The organism is Polaromonas sp., from assembly GCF_049790275.1.
GTDB lineage: Bacteria > Pseudomonadota > Gammaproteobacteria > Burkholderiales > Burkholderiaceae_C > Polaromonas.
In genome coordinates, this window is the sequence record NZ_JBAQYR010000081.1 from 1 (window position 1) to 16,768 (window position 16,768).

Sequence of the window (16,768 nt, forward strand, 5' to 3'; positions counted from 1 at the left end):
GGGGCAGGGAGCTACACGCAGTGAGCGACCGTGGGGGCAACATACCTAGGCCGCGAGCTTGTCGTGTTCAAGTGGCCGCGCAGGCGCCGGTACCTTGGCCATGATTCTGGCAATGACGGTGTCCGGGCTCAGGCCTTCGGACAGTGCTTCGTAGGACAGCACCAGCCGGTGCCGCAAGACGTCCGGCACCAGGTCGGTCATGTCTTCCGGCAACGCATAGCTGCGGCCGCGCAGCATGGCCAGTGCGCGGGCACCTTCGGTGAGGTTGATGGTGGCGCGGGGGCTGGCACCGAAGGTGATGAAGCGGGCCAGGTCTTTCAGGCCATTTTTTTCGGGCGTGCGGGTCGCCGAAACCAGCCGGACTGCATACTGGATCAGCGAGGGGTCCACATAGACGCGCCGGCATTCACGCTGCAGGCCGGCCAGCTGTTCGGTGGTGGCCACACTGGACACGGCCACGGCGGGGCCGATCACGCGCTGGACGATGACGAACTCCTCTTCGTCGGTGGGGTAGTCCACCAGCACTTTCATCATGAAACGGTCCACCTGGGCCTCGGGCAAGGGGTAGGTGCCTTCGGTCTCGATCGGGTTTTGCGTTGCCATGACCAGAAAGGGTTCGGGCACGCGGTGCGTAACGCCTGCAATCGTCACCTGCCGCTCCTGCATCACTTCCAGCAGCGCGCTTTGCACCTTGGCCGGCGCACGGTTGATTTCGTCGGCCAGCAGCAGGTTGGTGAACACCGGGCCCAGCGAGGTGCCGAAGTCGCCGGTCTTCTGGTTGTAGATCCGGGTGCCGACCAGGTCGGCTGGCACCAGGTCGGGCGTGAACTGGATGCGCTTGAAATGGCCCTGAATGGTATTGGCCAGCGTCTTGACCGTCAGCGTTTTGGCCAGGCCGGGGACGCCTTCAACCAGCAGATGGCCCTGCGCCAGGATGGCAACCATCACGCGTTCGAGAAAACGGTCTTGCCCGACCACCACGCGCTTGACCTCGTAGAGGATCTGTTCCATCAGCTGCGCGGTCTGGGGATCTGGCGAAGAGGCGGGTGTTTGCATGGGAGGTCCTTCAGAACGGGGTCAGGCCGACGGCGGAGGCGGCGTTTTCAATCGGCACGGCAAAGGCAATACCGACAAAGCTGCGCTGCTGGTTGGGATTCAGGATGGCGGTGACGATGCCGACCACCTCGCCATCCATGGTGACCAGCGGGCCGCCCGAGTTGCCGGGGTTGGCGGCGGCGTCGAACTGGATCAGGTTGTTGATGTCCTGCTTGCCCTCGGGCGAGCGGAAAGTGCGTTTGAGGCCGGAGATCACGCCGGCCGATGCCGACGGCCCGATACCGAAGGGGTAACCGACGGCCAGCACGTGGTCGCCGGGCGCGAGGTCACCGGTGGAGCGCATGGTGGCGGCGATCATGTCGTCGGGAATCTTGTGCGCCTGCAGCACGGCGAGGTCGTTTTCCGGCTGGGCACCGCTGATGTGTGCGGTGGTTTCCAGCCCGTCGGAAAACACCACCTTGATGGTTTGCGCGCCCTGCACCACATGCAGGTTGGTCAGGATGATGCCCTTGTCAACAATCACCACGCCGGTGCCGACACCGTACTCCACCTCTTCCTTGCCGTTTTTGCTTTTGCCGTAGCCGGTGACGCGCACGACCGACGGGCGAATCGCTTCATAGGCCTTGGCAACCGCCGAGGGCAGCTGTGTGGTTTCCAGTGTCTTGAGAACGGCCGCGTTGATGTCGGCCTGGGTCAGCTTGCGTGGCTGGGGACGCAGCGCCAGCGACAGGCTGAGGGCCAGCAGCAAGGCCAGGAGCGCCAGGGCTGACCAGAGCAGGCGCGGGCTGGTCAATGAGAAAAAACGGGCTCGGACCGGGGTACCTGGTGGCGCCGGTTCAGTCGGCGCCTGGGCTTCGGACGCATCCCCCCGCGGAGGGCTGCTGGAGCTGCTGTAAAGGGCTGGCCTGCGCATCCGTTTCACCTGTGAAAAAAAGATTTTCCGGGGGGCTTTCTGGACTGACAAATGCACGGTATCACGTCTTGTTCAACCCTGCAGATTATTCGGGCTTGCGGTGGGGATATCTGCGCAGCACCGGCATGAGGCATCATCGGACGCATGCCTGTCTGGATAGACACCCACTGCCACCTCGATGCCGGGGATTTTGATGCGGACCGCGTGGCCATGCGGGCGCGGGCGACTGCCGGCGGGGTGGCGCACTGCGTGCTGCCGGCGGTGGGCGTGTTCAATTTTGCAACCGTTCGTCAACTGGCGCACGAGTTTGGCGACAGCTACGCCCTCGGCATTCATCCGCTGCTGGTCAGGCAAGCTCAGGACGGCGATCTGGCTCTGCTCGACGCCGAGCTGGCACTGCGCAAGTCCGATCCGCGCCTGGTGGCTGTCGGCGAAATCGGGCTGGATTATTTTGTGCCGGAACTGACGCAGAGCCCCCTGCGCGAGCGCCAGGAATATTTTTACCGCGAGCAGCTCCTGCTGGCGCGAAAACATGGCTTGCCGGTGATCCTGCATGTGCGCCGTTCTGCCGACAGACTGCTCAAGCACCTGCGCGAACTGGCGCCGGAAGGCGGCTGGCGCGGCATCGGCCATGCCTTCAATGGCAGCAGTCAACAGGCCGGCGAATTCCTCAAGCTCGGCTTCAAGCTCGGCTTTGGCGGCGCCGTGACCTTCGAGCCAGCCTTGCAACTCAGGCGCCTGGCTGCCGAGTTGCCGCTGGAGGCGCTGGTGATGGAAACCGACTCGCCGGACATTCCGCCGCAATGGCTGTACACCACCGCAGCCGGGCGTGAGCGGGGCCAGGCGCAGGGCCGCAACGAGCCGGCCGAGCTGCCGCGTATTGCCGCTGTGGTGGCGCAACTGCGCGGGATGGCGGTCCACGACCTCGCCGTGGCAACCACTGCCAACGCGCTGGCCGCCTTGCCGGCGCTCAAGGGTTTGCTGGCGTGCTGACCGGGCTGGCGCCGCTTGTTTCCCGCCACACGCGGCTGCTGATTTTGGGCAGCTTTCCAGGCGTGGCTTCGCTGCAGGCGCAGCAGTACTACGGTCACCCGCAAAATCATTTCTGGAAAATCCTTCATGCCATTTGGCCATCCAGCCCAATACCAGTGGGTGTAGGCAGCTATCAAAAGCGTAGCGAATGGCTGCTCGACAGGGGCCTGGGCGTCTGGGACGTGTACGCCGCCTGCGAGCGCGAGGGCAGCCTGGACAGCAGCATCCGCCAGCCGGTAGTGAACGATTTTTCGCAGATCCTGCAGCAATGCCCCAGGCTGGAAGCGATTGTCCACAATGGGGGCGAGAGCTTCAAACATGCCAGGCATGTGCGCACCGCGCTGGAGAACGTTCCAGCAGCCGTGCGCCGCGCCGGGCCGCCCCAAGCAAGCACAGCCCCCTTGGGGGGCAGCGCATTACACGAAGTGAAAAGCGTGGGGGTTCAGTTTTATAAATTGCCATCCACCAGTCCGGCGAATGCGTCATGGTCGTTCGAGCGCAAGCTGGCGGCATGGCGCGAAGTCTTCGCCAGGCACGGGCTGGTGTAAAGGTGTGCGGTCGGGTGGGTTATCCAATCGGCCCGATGGCGTTGACCATCTGGCGGTAGTCGGCATCATTGAGCACAAAGTCACCGCGGTCCCAGGCCAGTCCGCGTTGCATGCCGTCCGTTTTGGCAACGTTGATGCGGGTCACGTGGGGCTCATGGATGCCAACCAGGTTGACGGCCGGATTGAACGCCAGGAACACGCCGCGCAGCGTGGCCTGCCGGCGAAGTCGCCGGCGTCCGTTTTCCATGTGGAACTGTCCCCATTCCTTCATGCACCACGGGCTGTCCCGGTACTCGTCCGTGTACACAAAAATCATGACTTGCGCCTCCATCATGGCGATCTTGTACATCCTGTTCCAGTCGGATTTCATTGCACCGATGGGCCGTGCACCGGTGGAGGAGCGCATGTGCGGCCGCATGTCCAGCGACACACTCGCCACCCCCTCAGGCGCGATGTCGTTCTGTGCGAATGTTCTGGCGTGGCGCGTTGCCCCGGACCGGGCCACCACGGAGTCCATGTACACCGCGTCCACCTGGTAAAGGTTGTACTGTTTCATCAGGCGGTCACGCAGCCAGTTGGCGAAATTGGCGCCATGGTTGGCCATGGCGAAGCTGAGCAGAATTTTTGTGGACACCGTTGTTCTCTCCCTGATTGCGCAGCATTATGAAAAGCTTGCCCGGCACGGTCAAATTTTTCCGGAAGACCGAAGCCGGGGGGCGCATGCCGGCTTCAGTCATGCGGGCAACTGCAGCCGGTGAGTACACTTTGAGGTTTTGGTGTTGACCGTTGAACAGAACAGGCATCCTGTTCCAGGCGGGCAGACCAGCCCGGTCGCGCCCTGCGCCGGTATCCAGATTGAACCGATGGCCCGCACAGAAACCAGCAACAAACTTTCACAGGCAGAACTGCCTGAGGTGAATTTCTCCGATTACGGGGACGTTCGTTACCTGCACCTGGGCACGGAGTGGGTGCAGGGGTCGATGCTGCTGGACAAACCATTCGACATCGAGCTGGAATATGTCCAGCGCATGATGGTCTGGCTGCTGTTCGTGGAGACCGGTACCGTGACCAGGCGGCACGCGATGCAGCTGGGCCTCGGTTCGGCGGCGCTGACCAAGTTCTGCTACAAGAAACTGAAGATGAAAACCACGGCGGTCGAGCTCAACCCGCAGGTGGTTGCAGCCTGCCGGCTGTGGTTCAAGCTGCCGCAGGACGACCTGCGCCTGAAGGTGATCATGGCCGATGCGGCGCAGGAAATCCGCAAGGCGGAACACCTCGGCACGGTCGATGCGCTGCAGGTGGACCTGTACGACCATGAAGCAGCCGCGCCCGTGCTCGACAGCGCGGACTTTTACGCCGATTGCCGGGAACTGCTCAGCGAAGACGGCCTCATGACGGTCAATCTGTTTGGCCGCGACTCCAGCTACATCCGTTCGCTGGAAAAAATCGCCGACGTGTTCGGACCCGAATCGGTCTGGGCTTTCAAGCCGACGCGCGAAGGCAACACCGTCGTGCTGGCGCAACGCGAACCGACTCGGCCTGACCGCACCGAGCTGGTGCAGAAGGCCGAGGTGATCGAGTCGCGCTTTGGCCTGCCGGCTAAAAAATGGCTCAGGCTTTTCAAACCCGTTTGCTGAGCCGTCGTTTTTTTGGAGGCTTGAGGCAGGCCCTTGATCAGGTACAGTGCCAGCATGCGTGCAGCTGTGCCTCCCAAACACCATCCTGAACCTCGCGCCAGAGCCGTCCCGGCCGGTCCGCTGGACTGGCGTCGCCTGGTGGAATGGCTCAGCGAAGACGGCGTGATCTCGGCCGCCGAGGCGCAGCGCACGATTGCGCGCTGCTCGCAAGTGCAAAGCGCCCAGCATCCCCTGATTCGCCTGGCCAGCGTCAGCATGACCCGCGTGGCCGACGGCAAGCCGCTGGACATTGAAACCATCGCGCAGTGGCTGGCAGGCAGGGCCAACCTGGGTTATCTGCGCATCGATCCGTTGAAGGTGGACGTGGGCAAGGTGGCTGACACCATGTCGGCCGTGTATGCCGAACGCCACAAGGTGCTGCCGGTGCAGGTGACGCCTTCCGAGGTGGTGGTGGCCACGTCCGAGCCATTTATTACGGACTGGGTGTCCGAGGTTGAGCGCCAGGCCAAGCGCAGCGTGCGCCTGGTGGTGGCCAACCCGCTGGAAATCGCCCGCTACACCGCCGAGTTTTTTGCCTTGGCCAAGTCGGTCAAGGCGGCCATGAAAGCCGGCGGCAACGCCGGAGCCGCGAGCTTCGAACAGCTGGTGGAGTTGGGTAAAACCAACAAGCAGCTGGACGCCAATGACCAGGGTGTGGTGCAGGTGGTGGACTGGCTGTGGCAGTACGCCTTCGACCAGCGCGCCAGCGACATTCACCTGGAGCCGCGGCGCGACCAGGGTGTCATCCGTTTTCGCATCGACGGCGTGTTGCATCCGGTCTATCAGCTGCCCATGGGCGTGCACAACGCCATGACGGCGCGCATCAAGCTGCTGGGCCGCATGGACGTGGTCGAAAAGCGTCGTCCGCAGGACGGCCGCATCAAGACGCGCAATCCGCGCGGCGACGAGATCGAAATGCGGCTGTCGACCCTGCCGACGGCCTTCGGCGAAAAAATGGTGATGCGGATTTTTGATCCCGACACCACCGTCAAGGACCTTGATGCGCTGGGGTTTTCCCAGCATGACGCCGCACGCTGGGAGCAGCTCGTCAAGCGGCCCTATGGCATCGTGCTGGTGACCGGGCCGACGGGCTCGGGCAAAACCACCACGCTGTATTCCACCCTCAAGCGGATTGCCACCGAAGAGGTCAACGTCAGCACGATTGAAGACCCGATCGAGATGATCGAACCGGCCTTCAACCAGACGCAGGTGCAGGCGCACCTTGATTTTGATTTCCCGGAAGGCCTGCGTGCGCTGATGCGGCAGGACCCGGACATCATCATGGTGGGTGAAATCCGCGACCTGCAGACGGCGGAGATGGCGGTGCAGGCCGCGTTGACCGGCCATCTGGTGTTTTCCACCCTGCATACCAACGACGCGCCTTCGGCCGTGTCCCGCCTGATGGAGCTCGGTGTGCCCTCCTACCTGATCAATGCCACGTTGCTGGGTGTGCTGGCGCAGCGTCTGGTGCGCACGCTGTGCCAGCAGTGCCGCGAGAAAGACGAAGGCAGTTCGCGCGAAACGCTCACCGAGATCGTCAAGCCCTGGCAGATCAACGGCGCCTACCAGCCTTACAAGCCGACTGGCTGTGTTGATTGCCGCATGACCGGCTTTCTGGGCCGGATGGGGCTGTATGAACTGCTGACGGTCACCGAAGCCTTCAAGGACAAGGTGACCAAGGAACCCAGCATCGACGCGCTGCGGCGCCAGGCCGTGGCCGACGGCATGCGTCCGCTGCGGCTGGCCGGCGCCCTCAAGGTGGCCGAAGGCGTGACGACCATCGAGGAAATCCTTTCCACTACACCGCCCATGTCCTGAACCCTTGTCCCGGCCGGGACAGGGCTGAATTTTCCTCCTTCCGTCTAAGTGAAAGCCACATTCCTGTCAGGGGTTATTACATGCACAATCCAACGATTCATTCTTGTCTAGACAAAGGAGACTAACCGTGAATATCAAGAGTCAAAAAGACTTTTTTGCCGGGCTCATGTTCATGGGTGTTGGCGTGGCGTTTGCATGGGGTGCGACGAACTACAACGTGGGTACCGGCGCGCGCATGGGGCCGGGCTACTTCCCGCTGATGCTGGGAGTTCTGTTGACCATCATCGGAGCTGCCGTGACCTTCGCCGCGCTGGTGATCGAGGTCGAAGGCGGCAACAAAATCGGCAAATGGGCCTGGAAACAACTGTTTTTCATCATTGCTGCCAATGTCATCTTCGGCGTGCTGCTGGCCGGCCTGCCCGGTATCGGTTTTCCGGCTTTCGGCCTGATCGTTGCAATTTATGCCGTGACATTTATTGCGAGCATGGCGGAGCCGGGCTGGAAATTCAAGAACATCCTGATCCTCGCGACTGTGCTGGCGATAGGTAGCTACCTTGCCTTTGTTGTTGCGTTGAAGCTGCAGTTCCCGGTGTGGCCGTCGTTTATCACCGGTTAAGGAAGAACCATGGACCTGATTTCAAATCTTTCGCTGGGTTTTGGCGTGGCTTTCACGCCCATCAACCTTTTGTATGCGTTCGCCGGTTGTGTTCTGGGTACGCTTATTGGTGTGTTGCCGGGTATTGGCCCGATCGCGACCATTGCCATGCTGTTGCCGGCGACTTACGCGTTGCCGCCGGTGTCTGCTCTGATCATGCTGGCCGGTATTTATTACGGCGCTCAGTACGGCGGTTCGACCACCGCGATTCTGGTGAACCTGCCGGGCGAGTCCTCGTCGGTGGTGACCTGCATCGACGGTTACCAGATGGCCCGAAAGGGGCGAGCGGGGCCCGCGCTGGCCGCCGCCGGTATTGGTTCGTTTTTTGCCGGTAGCGTCGGCACCCTGATTCTGGCCGCATTCGCCCCGCCGCTGACCGAGCTGGCATTCAAGTTTGGTCCGGCCGAGTACTTTGCGCTGATGGTGCTGGGCCTGATCGGCGCGGTGGTGCTGGCATCTGGCTCTTTGCTCAAGGCAGTGGCCATGATTGTCCTGGGCCTGCTGCTGGGCCTGATCGGTACCGACGTGAACTCCGGCGTCGCACGTTTCAGCTTTGACATCCCCGAACTGACCGACGGTATCGGTTTTATCGTCATTGCCATGGGTGTGTTCGGTTATGGCGAGATCATCAGCAACCTGTCGCAGCCCGAACACGAACGCGAAGTGTTCACTGCCAATGTGTCTGGGTTGTTCCCGACCAAGCAGGACTTCAAGGACATGACGCCCGCGGTGTTGCGCGGCACGGTGCTTGGCTCCTCGCTGGGTATTTTGCCGGGCGGCGGCGCGTTGCTGGCTGCATTTGCAGCGTACGCGCTGGAAAAGAAAATGAAGATGAAACCGGGCGAAGTCCCCTTCGGTCAAGGCAACATCCGTGGCGTGGCCGGTCCCGAGTCGGCCAACAATGCGGGCGCCCAGACATCCTTCATTCCGCTGCTGACGCTGGGCATTCCACCCAATGCCGTGATGGCACTGATGGTCGGCGCCATGACCATCCACAACATCCAGCCTGGCCCCCAGGTGATGACCAGCAACCCGGAGCTGTTCTGGGGTCTGATCGCCTCCATGTGGATCGGCAATGCCATGCTGGTGATCCTGAACCTGCCGCTGATCGGCATCTGGATCAAGCTGCTGACCGTCCCCTACCGCTACCTGTTCCCCGCCATCGTGCTGTTCTGTGCGATCGGTGTTTATTCCACCAACAACAACACCTGGGACATCTGGATGGTGGCGATTTTCGGTGTAATCGGCTACCTCTTCATCAAGCTGGGTGCCGAGCCGGCCCCCCTGCTGCTGGGTTTCATCCTGGGCCCGATGATGGAGGAAAACCTGCGGCGCGCGCTGCTGCTGTCGCGCGGCGACTGGAGCGTGTTTGTCACGCGCCCGATTTCTGCCGGACTGCTGGGGGCGGGTGTCCTGCTGCTGGTGATCGTGCTGCTGCCGGCAGTGAAAAGTAAACGTGAAGAAGCTTTTGTTGAGGACTGATGCCTCGGTGAACCTCTCAAAAAAAAGGCGCCTGATGGTGCCTTTTTTTTTATCAAAAGAGCCGGAACCCGGGCATGGCAAAAACAGCGCCAAACCGTTGCACAATGGCGCAATGAAACGTACGCATACTATCTTTCTGGCGGCCGTCGGTGTCGCATGTGCCGCCGTGCTGCCCGCTGTGGCGCAGACTTCTACCCCGCCTTCCGGTGCCTATCCCGCGCGTCCGATCCGCATGATCGTGCCGTTTCCGGCAGGCGGGGCCACCGATATCCTGGCGCGGGCGCTGTCGCAAAAGCTCGGTGAAAAAATCGGGCAGACCGTGGTGGTCGACAACCGGCCTGGTGCCGGCGGGACCATAGGCGCCGACGCTGCTTCCAAGGCCGCGCCGGACGGCTACACGCTGCTGCTGGCGACCTCGAGCACGCACAGCATCGGCCCCGCCATCAATCCGAAAATTCCCTACAACGCCGAAACGGACTTCACGCCGGTCGGTTACGTCGCCAGTTCGCCCAATGTGGTGCTGGTGCCGAACACCTCGCCTTCGAAAACCATGGGCGAATTCATCGCCCATGCCCGGAAAAATCCGGGGCGCCTGAACTATGCGTCCAGCGGCAACGGCACGATTATTCATCTGACCACCGAGTACTTCAAGGCGCAGTCCGGCACCTTCATTCTTCATATACCGTATCGCGGCACGGCACTGGCCATGCCGGACCTGATCAGCGGCAAGCTCGATGTGCTGTTTGATTCCTTTGTCACCGGCATGCCGCATGTCAAGGACGGCAAACTGCGCGCCCTGGCAGTGACCAGCCTCAAACGCACGGCACTGGCCCCGGATCTACCAACGGTGTCCGAGACCCTGCCGGGCTTCGAATCCGTGACCTGGTTCGGCGTGTACGGCCCCAGAGGCCTGAGCGCCGAACTCACGGCCAGGGTGAATCAGGCGCTCAATGCGGCGCTGGCCGATGCCGAGGTGAAAGAACGGTTTGCCCGGCTGGGCGCCGAACCCACCGGCGGCACGCCGCAGGCTTTTGCCGCCATGGTCAGGGCCGACAATGCCAAGTGGAAAAAAATCATCTCGGAGCGCAAGATCACCACGGAGTGACAGCGTTTATCCCGCGCCAGGTCCGTTCCTCATTGCAAAGCCGTCCATGAACTTCAATTACGCCAACCCCTACACCTCGACCCGCATTCCCCTGTTTGCACGCAATGTGGTATCCACCTCGCATCCGTTGGGCGCCCAGGCCGGCCTGCGCATGCTGCTCAAGGGCGGCAACGCGGTGGACGCGGCGATTGCCGCCGCCGCCGCCATGACCATTGTCGAGCCGGTCAGCAACGGGCTGGGCAGTGATGCTTTCTGCATCTTGTGGGACGGCAAGGAGCTGCACGGCCTGAATGCCTCGGGCCGCGCACCGCAGGCCTGGACACCCGATTATTTCAAGCGCAAACACGGCGCCACTGCTGCCACCCCGCCCAAGCGCGGTCTCGACTCCGTGAGCGTGCCCGGCGCGGTGGCCAGCTGGGTGACCATGAGCGAGCGTTTCGGCAAGCTGCCTTTTGCCGACCTGATGGAGCCGGCGATCGAGATTGCCGAGCGCGGTTACCTGGTGCCGCCTGTGGTGCAGCAAAAGTGGGCAGCAGCGACGGACGAGCTGAAGTCGTTGCCTGGTTTTGCGCAGTCTTTCCTGCCCTGGGGCCGCGCACCGAATGTCGGCGAGCTGTTCCAGTTCAAGGCCGCAGGCAGGGCGCTGCGCGCCATCGCGCAAAGCAAGGGCGCGGCTTTTTACGGCGGCGAAATTGCGCAGGCGATTGAAAAATTCTCGGCGCAAAACGGCGGCAGCCTCACAGCCAAAGACTTTGCGTCCTACCAGCCGGAATGGGTCAAACCGATCGGCAAGGACTACCGCGGCTACACGCTGCACGAGATTCCGCCCAATGGCCAGGGCATTGCCGCGCTGATTGCGCTGGGCATCCTGGGCAAGTTTGACGTCGCCGGCCTGGCGGTGGACGGCGTGGATTCGCAGCATCTGCAGATCGAGGCAATGAAGCTGGCTTTTGCCGACGTCTACAAATACGTGGCCGAGCCATCGTCGATGGCGGTGAGCGTCGATCAAATGCTCGACGACGGCTATCTCGCCTCCCGTGCCAAACTCATCAACATGAAAAAAGCGCAGGACTTCGGTGCCGGCAACCCGGTCAAGGGCGGCACCATTTACCTCACCGCGGCCGACGAAGACGGCATGATGGTCAGTTTTATCCAGAGCAACTACATGGGTTTCGGCTCGGGCTGCGTTGAGCCCGAATTCGGCATCAGCCTGCAAAACCGCGGCCATGCCTTCAGCCTGGAGCCGGGGGTCAACCAGGTGGCACCGGGCAAGCGGCCCTTCCACACCATCATCCCGGCCTTCCTAACGAAAGACGGGCAACCCGTGATGAGTTATGGCGTGATGGGTGCCAACATGCAGCCGCAGGGCCACATGCAGACCCTGGTGCGCATGCTCGACTACAAGCAGAACCCACAGGCCGCCTGTGATGCGCCGCGCTGGCGCTACAACGCCGGTCTGGAAATCAACGTCGAGGCTGCCATGAACGCGCAGACGGCGCAGGGCCTGGCGGACCGCGGCCACCGCGTGGATGTCATCAACGACTCCTACCAGGATTTCGGTGCGGGCCAGTTCATCTGGCGTGCGGGCGACACCAAGGTCCAGGGTTATGTGGCCGCCAGCGACAGCCGCCGCGATGGTCAGGCTGTCGGTTTCTGAACACTTCCCTTGACCCAAAGTTCGGAGCAAAAAACCTCTCCAGCCCATAGCCAGCGGGCGCAAGCGGCTTCCAAAAGCATAGCGGCCGGGCTGCTGCTCGCGACGCTGGGCGCGATTGCATTCAGCGGCAAGGCGATCATCGTCAAGCTGGCTTATCGCTACGGCGTTGATGCGGTCACCCTGATCATGTACCGCATGCTGTTTGCGCTGCCGATTTTTGCGGTGATGGCCTGGTGGGCCAGCCGGGGCAAGGCGGCCCTGACCCGCAAGGACTGGCTGGGTGTGCTCTGGCTGGGGTTCACTGGTTATTACCTCGCGAGTTTTCTGGACTTTGCCGGGCTCGCCTACATCACCGCTTCACTGGAGCGGCTGATCCTCTACCTCAATCCCACGCTGGTCTTGCTGCTCGGGCTGGTGCTTTACCGCAGGCGCATCAGTGCGCGGCAAATCATCGGCATGGCGATCAGCTACAGCGGCGTGGTGCTGGTCTTTGGCCACGAGATCACCCTGCTGGGCCCGGAGGCCGCCTGGGGTGCGCTGCTGGTGTTTCTCAGTGCCGTCAGTTATGCGCTGTACCTGGTCTACAGCGGCGAAATGGTCAAGCGGCTGGGTGCATTGCGGCTGGTGGGGCTGGCCACCACGGTGGCCTGCCTGTGCTGCATTTTGCAGTTCCTGCTGCTCAGGCCGCTGGGCGCCGCGGCTGTTGCGCCTGAGGTGATCTGGCTGTCGGTGCTCAACGCCACGCTGTGCACGGCCGCGCCGGTGTTGATGGTGATGATGGCCATCGAGCGCATAGGTGCCGGCCTGGCTGCGCAGACCGGCATGGTCGGCCCGATGTCCACCATCCTGATGGGCGTGCTGATTCTCGGGGAACCGTTCACCGCCTGGGTGGCGGCCGGCACGGTGCTGGTGATTGCCGGCATCTTCGTATTCAGCCGGGGCAAGTAGAGCCCCCACGGTCGCTCACTTCGTGTAGCTCCCTGCCCCCCCTCGGGGGGGGGGCGCTGCGCCTGCGGCCCCGCGAAGCCGGTTCCGCGGCCCCTGCTTGTATTAAGAAGAGCCCCGATGCGCTCGCAGCGGCAGATTGGCTATTTCTTGACCGGTGCGCGCCTGGGTGCAGGGCCGGCGGGCGCGGCGCTGGCGCTGCGACTGGCCGACAGGCTTTCCATGCGCTGCGTGATCGTGACAGGCGGCTGGCCGGCGAAGTTGTCCAGCCGGTTGCCCATGGCCTGTTCCAGCAGATCCAGCCGCTGCTGCGCGGGCGGGTGGGTGCTCAGGGAGAGTGCAAACAGCGGGTTGTCGGGCGTGGCGGTGCGCAGCTGCTGCAGCACGGCCACCAGTCCGTAGGGGTCAAAGCCGGCACGTGCGGCCAGCGCCACGCCGCTGCGGTCTGCATCGAATTCATCCGTCTGGTCCAGCCCGCGCGAATACAGGTCGCGCCCGAGGCTGAGAAACTGGGCCGACACTGCACCGGCCAGTTCGCCCTTGACCTGTGAACCGATCACGCGGGTCAGCAGGCCGGCCCTGGCTGTTTTGGCGATGGCTTGCAGGTGGTGTTTGGCCGTGACGTGGGTGATCTCATGCGCCAGGATGCCGGCGAGTTCTGCTTCGTCTGCAACGCGTTCCAGCAGCCCTTTGGTCACGAACACATACCCGCCGGGTGCAGCGAAGGCGTTGAAGCCGGGATCGTCCAGCACCGCAAAGGTCCAGGGCAGCTGCGGCCGTGAGGATTGCAGGCTGATCCAGCGACCCAGCTGGTTGACATAGCGCTGCAGCGCCATGTCGGGATGCAGGGGCTTGCTGCCCAGCAGCACCGCGGCGAGCTGTCGGCCAATTTCAATTTCTTTCGGCTCGTCGATCTGCTCGAGTGACTGCGACAGCAGGCCGATCAGGTCAGCGCCGCGAGACGCTTGGCCGCTGCCGGCCGGCGCCAGGCTGGCGCCCAGCATGTTCCCCAGCACGCCCCCGGGCGAGGCCGGTTGCGGCTGGGCCGGTGCTTCTGCGGGGGCCGCCTGGCGCAGGAAGGAGCCGAGCAGGTTGAGTGCCTTGCCGGCGTCCTGGCTGTGCGCCGGTGTGCCAGCCAGAACGCCGGCAAGGGCCAGCGGCAGCAGCCAGGCTGTGCGTACGCGCGTGTGTTGCGTTTTCGTGGTCGCGGCTCCTGGCTTGTCAGTTGTTGTGGTTGGTGGCGGGGCTGGTGGTTTGCACGGGAGCCGGTTCGGGCAGGGCGTCTACCGCCCGGCTGGACAGCGCGGCGCCGGCACCGAATTGACGCGCCTGATCGGCATCCAGCCGCATCGTGTCAGCCTGTGCCACGGCAGCCATGTCAGGCTGCGAGCGCGCCAGGTCTTCGGCGCCCAGCCCGCGGATACCGACCGTGGAGGTCGCTGTGGTGGCCCCGCCCTGGGCGCTGCCCTTGTTGAAGAAGCTGGTCAACCCGCGCAATGCATTGGCGCCGGCGCTGGGCGCTGCTGCGCTGTTGGCCGAAGCCACATCGAACATGTGGACCCAGCCGCTGGTGCCCTCGGCGGTGCGCACCTGGATCCAGGCGCCCTGGCGCGTCCCCGAGCGGGTGACAGGCGTGCGTGCTGCCAAGGCGGCCACGCTGCGTGAGCTTTCACCGGGTGCTTCGCGCAGCTCGGCCGCGCGCTTGAGCAGCACTGACTCGTTCTGTGCATGGACCCAGGTGCTGCCCAGCAGCAGGGCACAAGAACCCAGCCAGGCAAAACGGTTGAATTTACTCAGTATCATGGCCCATCACCTCCCAACGATTAAGTGGAAATTATTATGGATTTAGGTATTGCAGGCAAATGGGCATTGGTATGTGGCGCAAGCAAGGGCTTGGGCCTGGGCTGTGCACAGGCACTGGTGCGCGAGGGGGCGAACGTGCTGATCGTCGCGCGCGGCGCCGAGGCGCTGCAGACGGCCGCTACAAATTTAATAGCTGATAGCGCCCGCCCGGCGGGGGCTGAGGTGCTATTTGTTGCAGCAGACATCACCACCACTGCGGGCCGTGCTGCGGTTTTTGCGGTGCGCAGGGATTTCGACATCGTGGTGACCAATGCCGGCGGGCCGCCCCCCGGCGACTTCCGCGACTGGGACCGTGATGCGTGGATCAAGGCAGTCGATGCCAACATGCTGACACCCATCGAGCTGATCAAGGCCACGGTGGACGGCATGGCTGCGCGCGGCTTTGGGCGCATCGTCAACATCACCTCCAGTGCGGTGAAGGCACCTATCGACATCCTGGGCCTTTCCAACGGCGCGCGCAGCGGCCTGACTGGTTTTGTCGCCGGCGTGGCGCGCAGCAAACTGGCGGCGCAGGGCGTCACCATCAACAACCTGCTGCCCGGCGCTTTTGACACCGACCGGCTCAAGGGCACCATGAAGGGCGCAGCGGAAAAAACCGGGCAGCCGCTGGAAGCCGTGCTGGACGCACGCCGCAAAACCATTCCAGCACAGCGCTTCGGATCACCCGAAGAGTTCGGCGCGATCTGCGCGTTCCTGTGCAGCGTGCATGCGGGCTACATGACCGGCCAGAACGTACTGGCCGACGGCGGTGCGTTTTCTGGCACTTATTAGAGCGGGAATTGCCCATTCGCTGGCAGCTCAGGCAGTCAGCATGCCGCAACCGGGCGTCGTTGCCCGGTTGCTTGAGCAAGTATTACTTCGCTGCAGCGGGTGACACGATGTGCCAGACGCCGCCATTGCCGTCGCCATTGCGATCTCCTGGCTTGGCATCTCCGGCGAAGTAGTACAGGGGTTTTCCATTCACCGTCCACTGCTTGCCGCCCGCAGCGTCGATCAGGCCGAAGTTACCGGCCGCCGCGGCACCAGGCTTGGCCACAAATGCCGGCCATGCTGCCAGGCAGCCGCCGGAGCAGTTGCTTTTGTTGGGAGCGTCCTTGTCAAAGGTGTAGACACTGCGCCCGGCTGCATCGGCCAATGCGCCATCCTTCACAACGGGCTGTGCCTGCACACCAAAGTGCAGGAGTGTCAATAATGTTGCCGCCAGAAGTGTTTGCTTTTTCATGATCAGGTGTTCCTTGTGAGTTGTCACCAATGGGTAGATGGGCCAGCGGAACGCGATATTGCGTTCTGCCCATACTTACGCCGGAGACAAAAATTTGGACGCAAAGCGTCGAAATTATTTTTCTATTGGCTAAAAATCACCCCGCGTAGGGCCAAACCCGGAAGGTCTGTTTTCCGGGGCTGGTCCGCCTGAACAGGCGTCAGCACACGCTGCATCAGATCGTGCTGCATCGCAAACACACTAAGCTGCTCGGCATAGGGCATAAGCAATTCCTGTTCCTCTTTGGCGATGCGCGCGTCTCGCAGGCCGGCCATTTTTTCCTTGCTCACCTGCCCGTGCGCCAGCAGTCCGTCCACGATCTGTAGCAGCAAAGCGGAGTCCGCCAGGAGCAGTGCTTGAGCGCCTGATACCGGCTCTGAATTTGAAAGGGCCGGGGCTCAGAACGTTTCCCATTCCCCGCTAGCGGTAGCCAGTTTGGGCGCGGCGATGGCGTGCTGGGCCGGCGGTGGCTGCGGCTGTTTGCGCGGCGTGGGCCGTACCGGGCCTGCTCCGCGCTGAGCAGTCTCTCCCCGCCGGACGGCGTCCTTGTCCAGCCGGAACACACTGACCACCTGGGAAAGCCCACTGGCCTGCTCCTGCAATGACGAGGCCGCCGCTGCCGCTTCTTCGACCAGCGCCGCATTCTGCTGCGTCACCTGGTCCATCTGCGTGATCGCCTGGTTGATCTGCTCTATCCCGGCCGTCTGCTCCTGGCTGGCCGCCGTGATCTCGGCCATGATGTCGGTCACCCGCTTGA

Annotated in this window: 17 protein-coding genes and 1 pseudogene; 10 read left to right on the forward strand and 8 right to left on the reverse strand. The window is 63.0% G+C overall.

Annotated features, from left to right (window positions below):
* Positions 1-45: 45 nt before the first annotated feature.
* Positions 46-1,056: an AAA family ATPase gene (locus tag WA904_RS10775; RefSeq protein WP_425197121.1), complete on the reverse strand. Its 1,011-nt coding sequence runs from the start codon at positions 1,054-1,056 to the stop codon at positions 46-48.
* 10 nt (positions 1,057-1,066) lie between these two features.
* Positions 1,067-1,969 (reverse strand): S1C family serine protease, encoded by a 903-nt coding sequence (locus WA904_RS10780; protein ID WP_425197122.1) that lies wholly within the window; start codon positions 1,967-1,969, stop codon positions 1,067-1,069.
* 144 nt (positions 1,970-2,113) lie between these two features.
* On the opposite strand from WA904_RS10780, the gene WA904_RS10785 reads away from it, so the two are divergent.
* Together WA904_RS10785 and WA904_RS10790 are read left to right on the forward strand one after the other, a co-directional pair.
* Positions 2,114-2,962 (forward strand): TatD family hydrolase, encoded by an 849-nt coding sequence (locus WA904_RS10785; RefSeq protein WP_425197123.1) that lies wholly within the window; start codon positions 2,114-2,116, stop codon positions 2,960-2,962.
* On the forward strand, positions 2,956-3,549 hold the full coding sequence (locus WA904_RS10790; RefSeq protein WP_425197124.1) for a DNA-deoxyinosine glycosylase: 594 nt from the start codon (positions 2,956-2,958) through the stop codon (positions 3,547-3,549). The genes WA904_RS10785 and WA904_RS10790 overlap by 7 nt, the downstream gene beginning before the upstream one ends.
* Before the next feature lie 19 nt (positions 3,550-3,568).
* On the opposite strand, the gene WA904_RS10795 is transcribed toward WA904_RS10790, so the two are convergent.
* Positions 3,569-4,183 carry a hypothetical protein gene (locus WA904_RS10795; protein ID WP_425197125.1) on the reverse strand — a complete coding sequence of 205 codons (615 nt, stop codon included), beginning with the start codon at positions 4,181-4,183 and terminating at the stop codon, positions 3,569-3,571.
* Between the two features lie 229 nt (positions 4,184-4,412).
* Here WA904_RS10795 and WA904_RS10800 point away from each other — a divergent pair, with 229 nt between their 5' ends.
* The 7 genes from WA904_RS10800 to WA904_RS10830 all read left to right on the forward strand — a co-directional run bounded on the left by WA904_RS10800 (position 4,413) and on the right by WA904_RS10830 (position 12,890).
* The gene (locus WA904_RS10800) at positions 4,413-5,186 is read left to right on the forward strand and encodes a spermidine synthase (RefSeq protein ID WP_425197136.1); all 774 of its coding nucleotides are present in this window, start codon (positions 4,413-4,415) and stop codon (positions 5,184-5,186) included.
* Between the two features lie 54 nt (positions 5,187-5,240).
* On the forward strand, positions 5,241-7,043 hold the full coding sequence (locus WA904_RS10805; RefSeq protein WP_425197126.1) for a GspE/PulE family protein: 1,803 nt from the start codon (positions 5,241-5,243) through the stop codon (positions 7,041-7,043).
* A gap of 127 nt (positions 7,044-7,170) precedes the next feature.
* The gene (locus tag WA904_RS10810) at positions 7,171-7,659 is read left to right on the forward strand and encodes a tripartite tricarboxylate transporter TctB family protein (protein WP_425197127.1); all 489 of its coding nucleotides are present in this window, start codon (positions 7,171-7,173) and stop codon (positions 7,657-7,659) included.
* A 9-nt stretch (positions 7,660-7,668) separates the two neighbouring features.
* A complete protein-coding gene (locus WA904_RS10815) occupies positions 7,669-9,180 on the forward strand; it encodes a tripartite tricarboxylate transporter permease (protein WP_425197128.1) in 1,512 nt (503 codons plus the stop codon).
* Between the two features lie 112 nt (positions 9,181-9,292).
* Positions 9,293-10,285 carry a Bug family tripartite tricarboxylate transporter substrate binding protein gene (locus WA904_RS10820; protein WP_425197129.1) on the forward strand — a complete coding sequence of 331 codons (993 nt, stop codon included), beginning with the start codon at positions 9,293-9,295 and terminating at the stop codon, positions 10,283-10,285.
* Between the two features lie 46 nt (positions 10,286-10,331).
* Positions 10,332-11,942 (forward strand): gamma-glutamyltransferase family protein, encoded by a 1,611-nt coding sequence (locus WA904_RS10825; protein WP_425197130.1) that lies wholly within the window; start codon positions 10,332-10,334, stop codon positions 11,940-11,942.
* Between the two features lie 78 nt (positions 11,943-12,020).
* Positions 12,021-12,890: a DMT family transporter gene (locus WA904_RS10830; RefSeq protein WP_425197137.1), complete on the forward strand. Its 870-nt coding sequence runs from the start codon at positions 12,021-12,023 to the stop codon at positions 12,888-12,890.
* 140 nt (positions 12,891-13,030) lie between these two features.
* On the opposite strand, the gene WA904_RS10835 is transcribed toward WA904_RS10830, so the two are convergent.
* Both WA904_RS10835 and WA904_RS10840 read right to left on the reverse strand, forming a co-directional pair.
* Positions 13,031-13,891 carry a M48 family metalloprotease gene (locus WA904_RS10835; protein ID WP_425197131.1) on the reverse strand — a complete coding sequence of 287 codons (861 nt, stop codon included), beginning with the start codon at positions 13,889-13,891 and terminating at the stop codon, positions 13,031-13,033.
* A 217-nt stretch (positions 13,892-14,108) separates the two neighbouring features.
* Positions 14,109-14,690, reverse strand: a complete 582-nt coding sequence (locus WA904_RS10840; protein WP_425197132.1) for an SH3 domain-containing protein — start codon at positions 14,688-14,690, stop codon at positions 14,109-14,111.
* A gap of 36 nt (positions 14,691-14,726) precedes the next feature.
* Here WA904_RS10840 and WA904_RS10845 point away from each other — a divergent pair, with 36 nt between their 5' ends.
* Positions 14,727-15,521, forward strand: a complete 795-nt coding sequence (locus WA904_RS10845) for an SDR family oxidoreductase (RefSeq protein WP_425197133.1) — start codon at positions 14,727-14,729, stop codon at positions 15,519-15,521.
* Between the two features lie 82 nt (positions 15,522-15,603).
* On the opposite strand, the gene WA904_RS10850 is transcribed toward WA904_RS10845, so the two are convergent.
* From WA904_RS10850 to WA904_RS10860, 3 genes and pseudogenes are all read right to left on the reverse strand, one after another.
* Positions 15,604-15,972, reverse strand: coding sequence for a hypothetical protein (locus tag WA904_RS10850; RefSeq protein ID WP_425197134.1), 369 nt, complete (start codon positions 15,970-15,972; stop codon positions 15,604-15,606).
* 122 nt (positions 15,973-16,094) lie between these two features.
* On the reverse strand, positions 16,095-16,343 hold the full coding sequence (locus tag WA904_RS10855; protein WP_425197135.1) for a hypothetical protein: 249 nt from the start codon (positions 16,341-16,343) through the stop codon (positions 16,095-16,097).
* Positions 16,344-16,409: 66 nt separating this feature from the next.
* Positions 16,410-16,768: pseudogene (locus tag WA904_RS10860) on the reverse strand (methyl-accepting chemotaxis protein); the annotation flags it as partial.